The following is an 11,995-nucleotide window of genomic DNA, read 5'->3' as shown; positions in this document are numbered from 1 at the left end:
CTTCGGGGCATGCGGACGATCGACTGGGTGGATGGCGCTGTCGAGATCATTGACCAGACGGTGCTTCCCGGGGAGTTGCGGGTGCTCCGGCTGCACACGGTCGGCGAGCTGATCGCGGCGATCCAGTCGCTGGCGGTCCGGGGCGCGCCGGCGCTCGGCGTGGCCGGGGCGTTCGGGGTCGCACTGGCCGCCCGGGTGCACGCCGACGATCCGGCCGCGCTGCACAACGCCGTGCACCGGATCGAGACCGCCCGGCCGACCGCGGTGAACCTGGCCCGCGGCGCCCGGCGCGCGGCGAGTTGGCTGTCCACCGGGCCGGACGCGGTGCTGGCCGAGGCCTGCGCGATCCGGGACGAGGAGATCGCGGCGTCCGAGGCGATGGCGGTCCGTGGCGCCGACCTGGTCGTCGAGCTGCGCGGCGACCGGCCGCGGCTGCTCACCCACTGCAACACCGGCGGGCTGGCCACCGTGGTGATCGGCACCGCGCTCGGCGTGGTCGGCGAGCTGCACCGGCGCGGGCAGCTCGGCGGGGTGATCGCCAGCGAGACCCGGCCGCTGTTGCAGGGCGCGCGGCTGACCTCGTGGGAGCTGACCCGGTGGGGCATCGAGCACCGGGTCGCGGTCGACTCGGCCGGCCCGTTCCTGATGGCCCGCGGCGAGGTGGACGCGGTGATCCTGGGCGCCGACCGGATCTGCGCCAACGGCGACGTGATCAACAAGATCGGGACGTACGCGCACGCGCTCGGCGCCCGTCGCGCCGGTATCCCGTTCCTGGTGGTGGCGCCGGAGTCCACGGTGGACGTGACGACGCCGACCGGCGGGCACGTCGAGATCGAGGACCGCGGCGCGACCGAGGTGACCGCGTGGAGTGACGCGGTCAACCCGGCCTTCGACGTGACCCCGCACGACCTGGTCACCGCGATCGTCACCGACCGCCGGGTGATCCGGCTGGACCGCGGCGAGCGGCCCTAGCTCTCCTTGCTCCACGGCTTGAGCCACGGCGACTCCGGCCAGCCCTCGGCGGCCGCCATCAGCGGGTACGCCGTGGCGCCGTCGACCGACTCGCGGATGATGTCGGCGTGGCCGGCGTGCCGCGCGGTCTCCTGGATCAGGTGCAGCAGGACCCAGCGCGGCGTGAAGTGGTCGAGGTCCGGGCGGTTCCACGGCGCCGCGTCGACGATCGGGACGCGGTGGCCGAGGTCACCGATCTCGGCGATGGTCTTCTCGGTCGTCGTCGCGGCCCGGTCGTAGCGGGCGAACACGTCCTCGATGGTCTCGTCGTCGGTCAGCGCGAAGTTCTCCTGGTACTTCGCGAAGTCCGGCTTCTGGTCGCCGCCGGTCAGCTGCGCGATCCAGCCCTCCTCGGTGGAGACGCAGTGTTTGATCAGGCCGCCCACGCTCAGCGGGCTGGCGCTCGGCGTGGCCCGGAGCTGCTCCGGGGTGAGGCCGTGGGCGGTCAGTTTGAGCACGTAACGCATCTGGGCGAGGTAGGCGAGCAGGCCTTCCTGCTCGTTGCTGATGGGTCCGACCTGACCGGGCATTGCCGACTCCTCTGTCGTGGTTTCTCCGTCGAGAACCACGCTAGAAGGAATAGCGGTCAGTTTCCGGCCGCTTCTTTCGGTCGCACCACGACGAGTTCGCCGTCGCCGACCGCGGTCACCCAGCCGCCGGCCCGGCCCAGCTCCAGCAGCGTGTGCGCCGGCGCGGCCAGGAAGGTCGCGGTCGGCGGCCAGGCCAGGCGTTCCGTGGCCCCCGGCGCGGGCGGCCAGGCCCGCCGGAGCTCCTCGGTGGCTTTCAGATGCGGCACCAGCGCGCTCACCGGATCGTCGAGCTCCAGTTGGTCCCGCAACTGCTCGAGATCGTCGATCACGTGGTTCAGCTCGCGGATGACCTCGTTCGCGTTGCCGCCGCACATCGCCGCGGTCAGCTCGGCCCGGGTCGCCGCGACCCGGGTGCCGTCCCGGAACGAGCCGGCGGCCAGCGCCGCGGCCAGCGGGCGCTCGTTGATCGACTCGGTCAGGGCGGCGGCGAGCAGGTGCGGGACGTGGCTGATCGCGGCGACCGCGTTGTCGTGCTCGGCCGCGGTGATCGGCAGCACCCGGGCGCCCAGCGCGGTGTAGAGCCGGGCCAGCGTCAGCCAGTCGTCCAGGTCGGTGCCGTGCGGCTCCACGCAGAGCACCCACATGCAGCCCTGGAACAGCTCCGGGTCGGAGGCGGCGAAGCCGGACGCGGCGGTGCCGGCCATCGGGTGCCCGCCGACGAAACGGCGCAACCCGCGTTCCTCGGCGAGGGCCCGTACCGGGCCCTTCACCGAGGTCACATCGGTCACCAGGCCGCGGTAATCCGCCAGGTCGGCGATGGCTTGCGGCAGATGCGGCAGGGGTACGGCGAGAGCCACCACCTCGGTCCCGTCGACCGCCTCGGGCGCGGAGTCCGGCACCCGGTGCCCCGCCGCCCGGGCCAGCTCCCGGGTCGCCGCGTCGGCGTCGAAACCGGATACCTCATGTCCCGCCGCGGCCAGGGCCCGCAGCAGCGACCCGCCGATCAGTCCCAGTCCGATGACTGCAATCCGCACGTATCGGTTATAGACGCCGGGGCCCGCGCAGTCAGCACGGGCCCCGGGTTTTGCCTTTGATCTTGTGCTCTGACCGCAACCACCCTCGGACGTCGCCCTGTAGGGGCTCGCGTTCTGGGCGCCCCGCGCCCTGCGAGGCCCGGAAGGGTCCCCGCGGGAGCGACGATCTGTACCCCGGCGGACCGAGGCAAAAAAGATCTTGAACTTGAACTTGCCTTTGAAACTAGGCCTTGCAGCCGTGCTTCTTCTGCCAGGCCTTGACCGCGGAGACCGCGCTCTTCTGGCCGCCCTTGCGCCACGAGGCGAGGTACGAGTACGGCCAGATCACGCCGCGGCGGACCTTCCAGTCGCCGACCTTGGCGCACGACGGCGAGATGCCGTAGTGCAGGTGGCAGACGCCGCTCGCGTTGCCGGTGTGGCCGACCTTGCCGATCTGCTGGCCGACCTTGACCCGGACGCCCTTCTTGATGCCCGTGGTCACCGACTGCAGGTGCGACCCGTAGTACCGCACACCGTCGTCGCCGAGGATCGAGACGAACAGGCCGCCGTTGTACGGCCCGTCCTTCATGCCCTTCTTGAACTTGTCCTTCAGGCTGATCTCCAGGACCACGCCGGTCGTGGTGGCGACCACCTTGGAACCGCAGGCCGCGAAGATGTCGGTGGCCGGGTAGCCGGAGTGGGTGTTGTGCCAGGAAGCGTTCTTGACGGCGACCGGGAAGGCGTACTTCTTGGTCGCGGTGGCGGCCTTGATCGCCGCGATCGCACTGGTCGGCTTCACCGTCGGGACGGGCAGGGCCACATCCGTGACGACGGCGACCGACTGGGTGGCGGGCTCCGCCGCGGAGGCGATGCCGTATCCGGTCAGAAGCACGGCCGCGATGGTCAGGCCGGAGAGGATTCGGGGTACGCGCACCGCGACATCCTGGCAGACATCCGTGTTTTCCGTTGTCCCGGATAGTCTGGTTCCACGACCTCTTCCAGGAGTTCGGAGGGAGATCCCATGCAGCCGCAGCCGCCGCCGGGCTACTACGCCGGGCTGCCGCCGCGCCCGGTCTACCGCGAGCCGAACCCGATCGGGGCCGGCCCGGTGTTCAGCGGTCTCGCGGCCGGGGCCGTTTGGCTGCTGCTCTTCGGCAGCCTCGGGCACGACCTGGCGTCGTATGCGTGGTGGACCATCGCCGCCACCGTCGCCGGCTGGCTGATCTCCCTGGTCCTGACCCTGATCGGGGACCGTGGGGTGGCGCTCGGCGTGGCCTGTTCGAGCGGGGTCGGCCTGGCCGTCGCGCTGGGCTTCGTGGCGCTGCGCTGGATCGACACGCTGAACTTCCCGTTGTGGTGATCGGACTCACCGTCGGCGACGCTCCGGAGGGCCTTGATCGCCCTCCGCACGGGTCCTCCTGAAGTGCGGATCGACCCTTGACGAACGCCGGTCGGCTCGGCACTCTCGGCAGCATGTCGCCCTCACCGCAGCGCTTGGACGCGGAACGCTGCCGTCGTCGTCTGGAACTGCTGGCGGCCCTGGCCCAGGCGAAATCCGCGCGTGCGTCGGCGCCCCCGCTGCGTGCGCGTGACATGCGGTTGCGCGAGCTGATCGCCACCCGCCGCCGTACTACGAACTGATCTCGCTACGAGAAAGGGCGTGGCGCGTCGCGCCCGCCGCCCCACCAGCTACCGTCAGGCGCTGAGGATTAGAACCGCGTTGGGGGAATCGTGTCGATTTTCGCTGCCGCTGTCGCCCGGGGAAAGAACGGGTGGACTGCGTCGGAGCTGGACCTTTCAGGCCTGGCCGACATCGACGAGGTGGTGGATGCGCTCCGGGATGCCGAGCCGGATGCCGAGCTGGCGCTGTTGTTCGTCGAGAGCGACGACGAGTACCTGTCGATCCTGCGCCTCGACGAGGGGGAGGACCTGCGGGTCTTCGGGTCGGACTCGGGCTTCGCCGAGGAGTCCCGGATCGGATCGGTGCTGCTCGGTGAGGTGGAGACACCGGCTGTCGAGGTCGACGACCTGGCCGCGCACGACGACGAGGATGAGGACGACCGGCCGGCCGCGGACCCGGACGCCGATCCGATCGGCGATGCCGACCTGTTGAACGACCTGGGCATCCCCGCGCAGCGGCTGCTGTCGCTGTGCGGCATGGAGGGCATGTTGCCGTCCGACATCACCGCCGAGATCTGTCAGAAGATCGGGTGCGGTGACGAGATGGAGGAGCTGCGCGAGGCGTGATTCGTCGCGGGCGGCATGAGCTGTGGATGCGGCGGGCCCTGTCCGTCGCGTCCACCTCGCCGTCGGACGTGCCGGTCGGGGCGATCGTCCTCGACCCGGACGGCGCCGAGCTGGCCGTCGCCGGCAACGAACGTGAGCTCACCGGGGACCCGACCGCGCACGCCGAGATCCTGGCGCTGCGCCGGGCGGCCGCGGTCCGCGGTGAGTGGCGGCTGGACGGCTGCACCCTGGTGGTCACCCTGGAGCCGTGCACGATGTGCGCCGGCGCGCTGGTGCTCGCCCGGATCTCGACGCTGGTCTTCGGCGCCTGGGAGCCGAAGACCGGGGCGGTCGGGTCGCTGTGGGACGTGGTCCGCGACCCCCGGCTGAACCATCGGCCGGAGGTCTACGGCGGCATCCTGGAGCCCGAGTGCGCCCGGTTGATGCGGGACTTCTTCCGCTGACCGCCGTCAGGCGCCGGCGATGATCGTGTCGAGACCGATCTTGACCATGTTGCTGAAGCCCTGCTCGCGCTGGTCCGCGGCCATCGCCTCGCCCCGCTTGATGTGATCGCTCACGGTCAGGATGGTCAGCGCCTTGGCGCCGTAGCGGGCCGCGATGGTGTAGATCGCGGCGGACTCCATCTCGACCGCGAGCACGCCGTAGAGGGCCAGCGCGTCGTACAGGTCGGGGCGGTCGGTGTAGAACGCGTCGGCGGCCAGGATCGGGCCGACCCGCATCGGGACGCCGCGCGCCTCGGCGATGTCGACCGCGGTGCGCAGCAGGCCGAAGTCGGCCACCGGGGCGTAGTCGATCAGGCCGTCGAAGCGGGCCCGGTTCATGTTGGAATCGGTCGCCGAACCGATCGCGGCGACGACGTCACCGAGGTTCAGGTCCATCGCGAGCGCGCCGCAGGAGCCGATCCGGATGACCGACTTCACCCCGTACTCGTTGATCAGCTCGTGGGTGTAGATGGACGCCGACGGCATACCCATGCCGGAGCCCTGCACCGAGACCCGCTGCCCCTGCCAGGTGCCGGTGAAGCCGAGCATCCCGCGGACCTGGGTGTAGCAGACCGCGTCCTCGAGGAACGTCTCCGCGATCCACTTGGCCCGCACCGGGTCACCGGGCAGCAGCACCCGCTCGGCGATCTCCCCGGGCTTCGCCCCGATGTGCACGCTCATGCCGTATCTCCGTCTCGTTTGACTACTCTCGCCGATCTTGCCAGGTCAACGAGGGCCCGGGAGGTTATGGGTGACCCGGCTTCGGGGCGCGCGAGGCGTCCGGTAACGTACTCGTCGGTGGCGTGTCCGAGTGGCCTAAGGAGCACGCCTCGAAAGCGTGTGAGGGTTTACGCCCTCCGCGGGTTCAAATCCCGCCGCCACCGCCAGTAGAGCCCGATCCTTCATGGATCGGGCTCTCTTGTTTTCTCCCGTCACATACGTCACTCTGTGTGCCCTGAATCCGGATCGTTCGCGCGTACCGCGTGCGGCTCGTCCGTTCGGTCGTTCCACATGATCAGCGCCGGGTTTGTAACAACGGGATGTCGTCGCACGTCAACGCCTTGAATTACGGTGCGTAGTGAATCATGGACGGCCCAGCGACATAGGGTGTTGCGCAAGTCACGCAGACCAAATACACCGGATCAGACAATGCGGTTCCGACCGGGCGGTGAGAAACATTCACAGAAACGCCCCAACGCAGGTTCGTCGATGCCTGTCGTAGATTTGACATGTGAGAGTTGAGCATCACTGGTGGAATGGCGACGTCCGGCTCCAGCGCCGCGATGTCTACGTCCGCACCGACGGCAGCACCTGGGAGGTCGAAGCCCAACTGGGCGGACCCGACGGGAAGTCGAAGGTGCAGCAGTGTCCCGGCCGGGCGTCAGCGATGATCCTGGCCGACGCGTGGCGAGGTCCACGCTGGCGGTGGCGCGAGTTGTAAGTCGCGCCAGGAGCCCTTTGGGCTGTGCCGTCGGTGCTTGACTGTCTCGGCCAGCCTTTGAGACGGGCCGGACCCCACTGGGGTCCGGCCCGTTCCTATTCGTGGGGGTTTTGGCGACTCCCAAGATTTTTCGCGGATAGCGCTCCGGGGCGGATGTCAAGCCGGTCCACGACGCACCGGCAGTCCGATGTACGCGATTCGGCGCAATCTACCCTTTAAATTCCGTCGAAACTGGGTAGAAAGCGATTGCCATGCGCGCCACCGTCACCGAGCACCGGCCTGATGTTGCCGTGCTGCACCTCAAGGGCGAGCTCGACGCGGACACCGCCGACGAGCTGCGCGTCGTCTTCTCCGGACTGTTGGATCGCCCGGTGCCACGGATCGTGGTGGACCTGACCGAGCTGAAATTCTGCGACTCGATCGGGTTGAGCACGTTCATCATCAGTAAAGAGGTCATCGCGGCCCGGGGCGGCTGGCTCAGCTTCGCCTCCGCGAACCCGTTTCTCACCAGACTGCTGGTGACCGTCGGGCTGGCCCGTTACTTCGCGATCTTCCCGGAGGTGGACGACGCCATCGCGGCCGGCCAGCTGTGACGCCGCAACGGACCCGTCGCCTCCTTGGAGCTGCTGATTCCGAACTAGTGGAATAGTCGCGTCGGTAGATATTTACCCTGGCAAGATCCTGTCGATTTGATCGTCGACAGTCCGGGGGATGTCGTGAGGCGTTGGAGCGCCGCTGCCCGGCGAGCGGATCTCCCGAGCGCCCGCCGCGGGCGACTGCTACCGCTTCGCCGGCGAGGCCGGGATGCGGCTCGACGTCGAGACGAGCGCCGCCAGCCGGGTCGACGGCCAGACCGCGTCGCTGCAGGGCACGGTGTGGACCGCGGCCGGCGACCCGGTCTGCCCGATCCGGTACACCGGCGGGACCTGCACGCTGACCGGGGACGGGACGCACACGTTCTTCCGCACCGACGACAACGGCAGCCCGCTCGACTACCCGCTGCGGCTGGTCCGCACCGACCGCCCGACCGGCTGCGAGACCCTGGCCCAGGGCGGGTTCGGCAAGCTCAGCGACGCGCAGATCGCCGACGTCACGCTGGACAGCTACGCCTACACCTGCCGCGCCGAAGGCCACCAAGGCGTCAAAGGTCAGCGGCACGGTCCGGGCCGGCCGCAAGGTCACGGTGTCGATCGGCACGTGGACGCCGCGGCCGGACGCCTACCGGTACCAGTGGCTGCTGAACGGCAAGGTGATCAGGGGCGCGACCGGGTCCTCGCTGACGATCAAGCGCTGACAGACGGCGAGGGCCGGCCCGATCGGGCCGGCCCTCGCCTGCACTGTTTTCGTGCCGGAGCATACGAGATCCGGCGGGGCCGCACGCAGGGGCGTCCTCTAGTCACGGGGCGGGGTTGGGGTCGTACGGCGAAAGGGTTTTGAAATGCCGAAGGCCGGACCCGAGGGCCCGGCCTTTTCCGGCTGGCGGAGGATACGAGATTCGAACTCGTGAGGGTGTTAACCCAACACGCTTTCCAAGCGTGCGCCCTAGGCCACTAGGCGAATCCTCCGCGCTCCAGAGTACAGACCTGGGCCCGGCGTTCAACGCACGGGGGTCGGCCCGACCGGGTTTCGCCGGGCAGGTAGGCTGTCGATCAGCCCCTCGTGCGGCGTCATCCTGTGAACCTCCCCAGGGCCGGAAGGCAGCAAGGATAAGCGGGCTCTGGCGGGTGCACGAGGGGTCCTTTATGTCTCCGGCTTGGCATGCACTCCCGGGGCATGTCGTTTGTTCTTGTCACACCCTCGACGGAGAATGACGCGGTCGTTCAGGAGGTGGCAGGAGTGGCTCTCGCCCTCTACCGCAAGTACCGACCTCGCACGTTCGCCGAGGTCATCGGTCAGGAGCACGTGACCGAGCCGCTGTCGCAGGCATTGCGCAGCGGCCGGCTGAACCACGCCTATCTCTTCTCCGGGCCACGCGGCTGCGGCAAGACGTCCAGCGCGCGCATCCTGGCCCGCTCGCTCAACTGTGAGCAGGGCCCCACGCCGGAGCCGTGCGGCGTCTGCCTGTCCTGCAAGTCGCTCGCCAACGACGGCGCCGGCTCGATCGACGTGATCGAGATCGACGCGGCCAGTCACGGCGGTGTCGACGACGCCCGTGAGCTGCGGGAGAAGGCGTTCTTCGCGCCGGCCAACAGCCGCTACAAGATCTACGTGATCGACGAGGCGCACATGGTCTCGTCGGCCGGCTTCAACGCGCTGCTCAAGCTCGTCGAGGAGCCGCCGGAATATGTGAAGTTCATCTTCGCCACCACCGAGCCGGACAAGGTGCTCGGCACGATCCGCTCGCGGACGCATCACTACCCGTTCCGGCTGATCCCGCCCGCGACGCTCCGGCCATACCTGCAGACCCTCACCGAGGCCGAGGGCGTCAAGGTCGAGCCGGCGGTGTTCCCACTGGTGGTGCGGGCCGGCGGCGGCAGCGCGCGGGACTCGCTCTCGGTCCTCGACCAGCTGATCGCCGGCGCCGGGCCGGACGGGGTGAGCTACGCCCGCGCGGTCGCCCTGCTCGGCGTCACCGACGCGGCCCTGATCGACGAGATGTGCAACGCCCTGGCCGCCGGGGACGGCGCCGCGGCCTACGAGACCATCGACCGGGTCGCCGAGGCCGGCCACGACCCCCGGCGGTACGCGTCCGACCTGCTCGAACGCCTCCGCGATCTGATCATCCTGCAGCAGGTGCCGGACGCGGTCGCCAAGGGCCTGATCGACGGCCCGGCCGACCAGCTCGAGGCGATGCACGGCCAGGCCGCCGTCCTCGGCGCGGCGACCCTCTCCCGCTGCGCGGACATCGTGCACAACGGTCTGGTCGAGATGCGCGGGACGACCGCACCGCGGCTCCTGCTGGAGCTGATCACCGCACGGATGCTGCTTCCCGGGGCCGACGACTCGGCCGGGGCGCTGCTGCAGCGGTTGGAGCGTCTGGAAAAACAAGGACCGATTTCCGACGTACGGGCGGTGGCTCCGGTCCCGTCGTCGGGCGCTGAGGTCGTGGCGCCCGCCGGTGGGCCGGTCGCGGTCGCGCCGGACTCCGCCGGCGGTGGTGGGCTGGCTGCCGCACGGGCGGCTGCCGCGGCGGCGGCTCGGGGGAAGGCGGCCGGGTCGGCACGTCCCGTCTCGCCGGCGGCTGCTCCGGTCTCCGCTGTGCCCGCGTCTGCGCCCGCTCCGGCGGTGGCTGACCCGGCTCCTCCTGCTGTTGCGCCGGTTTCTGCCGCGCCTGCGGTTTCGGCCGCGCCGGTCGCTCCTGCTCCTGCTTCTGTGGCGCCGGTTTCGGCTGCTCCCGGGGGTGGGCCTGCGGAGGCTGACTGGAACCAGGTGGCCGACGGCGGTTACTACGACGACGAGCCGCCGTGGGACGAGGAACCGCCGGCCGACTCGGAACCGGCCGCGCCGGCGCCGCCCCGGGCCGGGCTGCCCCAGGTCCGCACGGTCTGGCTGGCCTTCGGCGCGAAGGACGACAAGATCCAGGCGATGCAGGCGCACGGCATCGGCCTGCGGGACGTGGACGGCGAGACGGTCCGGTTCACCGCCCCGAACCCGAGGTATGCGGAACGTTTCCTCACCTACACCGACCGGATCGCGGCGGAGTTCGCCGGCGAGCTCGGCGGCCGCTGGCAGATCCGCTGCGACGTGGGTGACGCCGTCGCCGAGGCTCCGGCCCGCGACAACGTGGCTCCCCAGGGGCGCGCTCCGTCCGCCGACCAGGCCGCGGGCCGCGACCAGGCGACCGGCCGGGACCAGTCCGCGGGCCGCCGGATGCCGGCCGCCCGCCCGCCGTCGTCCGCCGGCTCGCCCGCGGCCACCTCTTCGGCGGCGCCCTCGTCGGCGGCGCCCGAGCGCAACACCGGGCGCACGGAGTCCCGCCCGTCCCGGCCGCAGCGAGCCCCGGCCACCGACGATGCCGACGACTGGCCGGCGGCTTCCCAGCCGGCCCCGTCCACGCCACTCCCGCCCGAGCCGACCGACGACCACGGCCCGGCGGCAGCCCGTTCGGCTCCGTCCGGCGCGCGCCCGCCCGAGTCGGCGGGTGACAGCCGGTCTGCTCCGGCCGATCCCGGCCCGTTGCCGCCGGAACCTGCCGATGATCCTTACGCCGACTCCGCGAGCCCTTCCGAGCCGTCCGCCGGTGAGGTTCAGCAGAGCGCCGACACCGACTGGCCGGAGCCGGTTCGTCCGGGCACGGCGACTCTGCGGTCGGTCCCGCCCCCGGCTGACGATGACTGGCCGGAACCGGTCAAACCCGGCTCCCAGCCGCAGGCCGGCGGAGCGGTCCCGGCCGGCAGCGCCTACGCCTCCGCGGCACCTGCCGGCCAGGTGGCTGACAGCGCTCGGGCCACCGCGGTGCCCGCGGGCCTCGGCTCGACTGCTTATTCGGCGTCGGATGGCGGCATCTCCGCGGCCTCGACCGGCCCGGCGATGAATCCCGCCGGGTCCGCGGCTGCCTCGGCCGCGCCGGCGCCGACTGTGGAAGATCGCGGCTCCGGCAGCGCGCCTGGGCCGGGGGCCGGCGTCTCGGCGGGCCCTGGGGCCGGTGTTCCGGCCGGGTCTGGTTCGGTTGGGTCTGGTTCGGTTGGGTCTGGTTCGGATGGGCCGGCTGGGTCGGCGATTGCTGCGGCGCGGGCGGCGGCGATCGCTCCGCAGGCGGCCGCGTCGGCTGCGAATGCGGGGGCGTCCGCTTCGGGGGCCGGCGCGGTTTCGGGGGCGCCGGCTCGGTCGGCGGCGATGGAGGCGGCTCGGGCTGCCGCGTCGCGTGGGGGGAACGCGAGCCCGAACAGCGGGCTGGCCGCCGCCCGCGCGGCCGCCGCCAACGCCGGAAAGCCGACGACCAAGGCCGCGGCCCCGTCCGGCGGCCCGGGCGGTTCTGCCTGGTCGGACGGCACGCCGATCGGCGAGGCGCCCTACGACCCGGAATACGACGGCGCGCCGCCTCCCCAGGCCGGCGGATTCGAGGGCTTCGACCCGGGGGATGAGCCGTCGGACGAGGTCATCGACGAGAAGACGGCCCGCCAGAGCAGCGAGGAACACGCCCTCCAACTGCTCCGCGACGCCTTCGGTGCCGAGAAGATCGGCGAGATGTAGAACCCGGACGAGCCGCCGGTCCCGCGAGTGCGGGGCCGGCGGTTCTTCATGTCCGCCACGCGCGGCATCGGTGGCAGACATGTCGACGCACGCCATTCGCCGTCGGCGAGGCCGGGCCGGTCGCCCGTGCGGAGTGGC

General features: G+C 71.0%; 13 protein-coding genes, 2 tRNA genes and 1 other RNA gene. 11 read left to right on the top strand and 5 right to left on the bottom strand.

The features are described 5' to 3' along the window. Positions 1 to 9 precede the first annotated feature (9 nt). The gene (mtnA, locus tag L3i22_RS51955; RefSeq protein WP_221324733.1) at positions 10 to 972 is read left to right on the top strand and encodes an S-methyl-5-thioribose-1-phosphate isomerase; all 963 of its coding nucleotides are present in this window, start codon (positions 10 to 12) and stop codon (positions 970 to 972) included. On the opposite strand, the gene L3i22_RS51950 is transcribed toward mtnA, so the two are convergent. From L3i22_RS51950 to L3i22_RS51940, 3 genes are all read right to left on the bottom strand, one after another. Next, positions 969 to 1,541, bottom strand: a complete 573-nt coding sequence (locus L3i22_RS51950) for a DinB family protein (protein ID WP_221324732.1) — start codon at positions 1,539 to 1,541, stop codon at positions 969 to 971. The two genes, mtnA and L3i22_RS51950, sit on opposite strands and share 4 nt — an antisense overlap. A gap of 56 nt (positions 1,542 to 1,597) precedes the next feature. Then, on the bottom strand, positions 1,598 to 2,575 hold the full coding sequence (locus tag L3i22_RS51945) for a prephenate dehydrogenase/arogenate dehydrogenase family protein (protein WP_221324731.1): 978 nt from the start codon (positions 2,573 to 2,575) through the stop codon (positions 1,598 to 1,600). Positions 2,576 to 2,798: 223 nt separating this feature from the next. Continuing rightward, the gene (locus L3i22_RS51940) at positions 2,799 to 3,488 is read right to left on the bottom strand and encodes a M23 family metallopeptidase (protein WP_221324730.1); all 690 of its coding nucleotides are present in this window, start codon (positions 3,486 to 3,488) and stop codon (positions 2,799 to 2,801) included. An 87-nt stretch (positions 3,489 to 3,575) separates the two neighbouring features. Between L3i22_RS51940 and L3i22_RS51935 the strand changes: the two genes are divergently transcribed. The 4 genes from L3i22_RS51935 to L3i22_RS51920 all read left to right on the top strand — a co-directional run bounded on the left by L3i22_RS51935 (position 3,576) and on the right by L3i22_RS51920 (position 5,244). Beyond that, a complete protein-coding gene (locus tag L3i22_RS51935) occupies positions 3,576 to 3,914 on the top strand; it encodes a hypothetical protein (protein ID WP_221324729.1) in 339 nt (112 codons plus the stop codon). 77 nt (positions 3,915 to 3,991) lie between these two features. Further along, the gene (locus L3i22_RS51930; RefSeq protein WP_221330612.1) at positions 3,992 to 4,195 is read left to right on the top strand and encodes a hypothetical protein; all 204 of its coding nucleotides are present in this window, start codon (positions 3,992 to 3,994) and stop codon (positions 4,193 to 4,195) included. 90 nt (positions 4,196 to 4,285) lie between these two features. Next, entirely contained in the window at positions 4,286 to 4,801 is a 516-nt protein-coding gene (locus L3i22_RS51925) for a tRNA adenosine deaminase-associated protein (RefSeq protein ID WP_221324728.1), read from the top strand. After that, on the top strand, positions 4,798 to 5,244 hold the full coding sequence (locus L3i22_RS51920; RefSeq protein WP_370644330.1) for a nucleoside deaminase: 447 nt from the start codon (positions 4,798 to 4,800) through the stop codon (positions 5,242 to 5,244). Before L3i22_RS51925 ends, L3i22_RS51920 begins: the two co-directional genes overlap by 4 nt. A gap of 6 nt (positions 5,245 to 5,250) precedes the next feature. Here L3i22_RS51920 and deoD read toward each other — a convergent pair whose 3' ends face one another. Beyond that, positions 5,251 to 5,964: a purine-nucleoside phosphorylase gene (gene deoD / locus L3i22_RS51915; protein WP_221324727.1), complete on the bottom strand. Its 714-nt coding sequence runs from the start codon at positions 5,962 to 5,964 to the stop codon at positions 5,251 to 5,253. Positions 5,965 to 6,080: 116 nt separating this feature from the next. On the opposite strand from deoD, the gene L3i22_RS51910 reads away from it, so the two are divergent. The 4 genes from L3i22_RS51910 (at position 6,081) to L3i22_RS51895 (ending at position 8,161) form a co-directional block, all read left to right on the top strand. After that, positions 6,081 to 6,170 (top strand) — tRNA-Ser (locus tag L3i22_RS51910). A 344-nt stretch (positions 6,171 to 6,514) separates the two neighbouring features. Beyond that, positions 6,515 to 6,724: a hypothetical protein gene (locus tag L3i22_RS51905; RefSeq protein WP_089295037.1), complete on the top strand. Its 210-nt coding sequence runs from the start codon at positions 6,515 to 6,517 to the stop codon at positions 6,722 to 6,724. A 251-nt stretch (positions 6,725 to 6,975) separates the two neighbouring features. Further along, positions 6,976 to 7,317, top strand: coding sequence for an STAS domain-containing protein (locus L3i22_RS51900; RefSeq protein ID WP_221324726.1), 342 nt, complete (start codon positions 6,976 to 6,978; stop codon positions 7,315 to 7,317). A gap of 211 nt (positions 7,318 to 7,528) precedes the next feature. Further along, positions 7,529 to 8,161 carry a hypothetical protein gene (locus L3i22_RS51895; RefSeq protein ID WP_221324725.1) on the top strand — a complete coding sequence of 211 codons (633 nt, stop codon included), beginning with the start codon at positions 7,529 to 7,531 and terminating at the stop codon, positions 8,159 to 8,161. 40 nt (positions 8,162 to 8,201) lie between these two features. On the opposite strand, the gene L3i22_RS51890 is transcribed toward L3i22_RS51895, so the two are convergent. Then, positions 8,202 to 8,289 (bottom strand) — tRNA-Ser (locus L3i22_RS51890). An 83-nt stretch (positions 8,290 to 8,372) separates the two neighbouring features. Between L3i22_RS51890 and ffs the strand changes: the two genes are divergently transcribed. Continuing rightward, an RNA gene (gene ffs / locus L3i22_RS51885) (signal recognition particle sRNA small type) lies at positions 8,373 to 8,468 on the top strand. Positions 8,469 to 8,560: 92 nt separating this feature from the next. Beyond that, on the top strand, positions 8,561 to 11,857 hold the full coding sequence (locus tag L3i22_RS51880) for a DNA polymerase III subunit gamma and tau (protein ID WP_221324724.1): 3,297 nt from the start codon (positions 8,561 to 8,563) through the stop codon (positions 11,855 to 11,857). Positions 11,858 to 11,995 lie beyond the last annotated feature (138 nt).

Source organism: Actinoplanes sp. L3-i22, from assembly GCF_019704555.1.
Taxonomy (GTDB): domain Bacteria; phylum Actinomycetota; class Actinomycetes; order Mycobacteriales; family Micromonosporaceae; genus Actinoplanes.
Note: the sequence above shows the minus strand (reverse complement) of the source record. Positions and strands in the feature narration are given on the sequence as shown.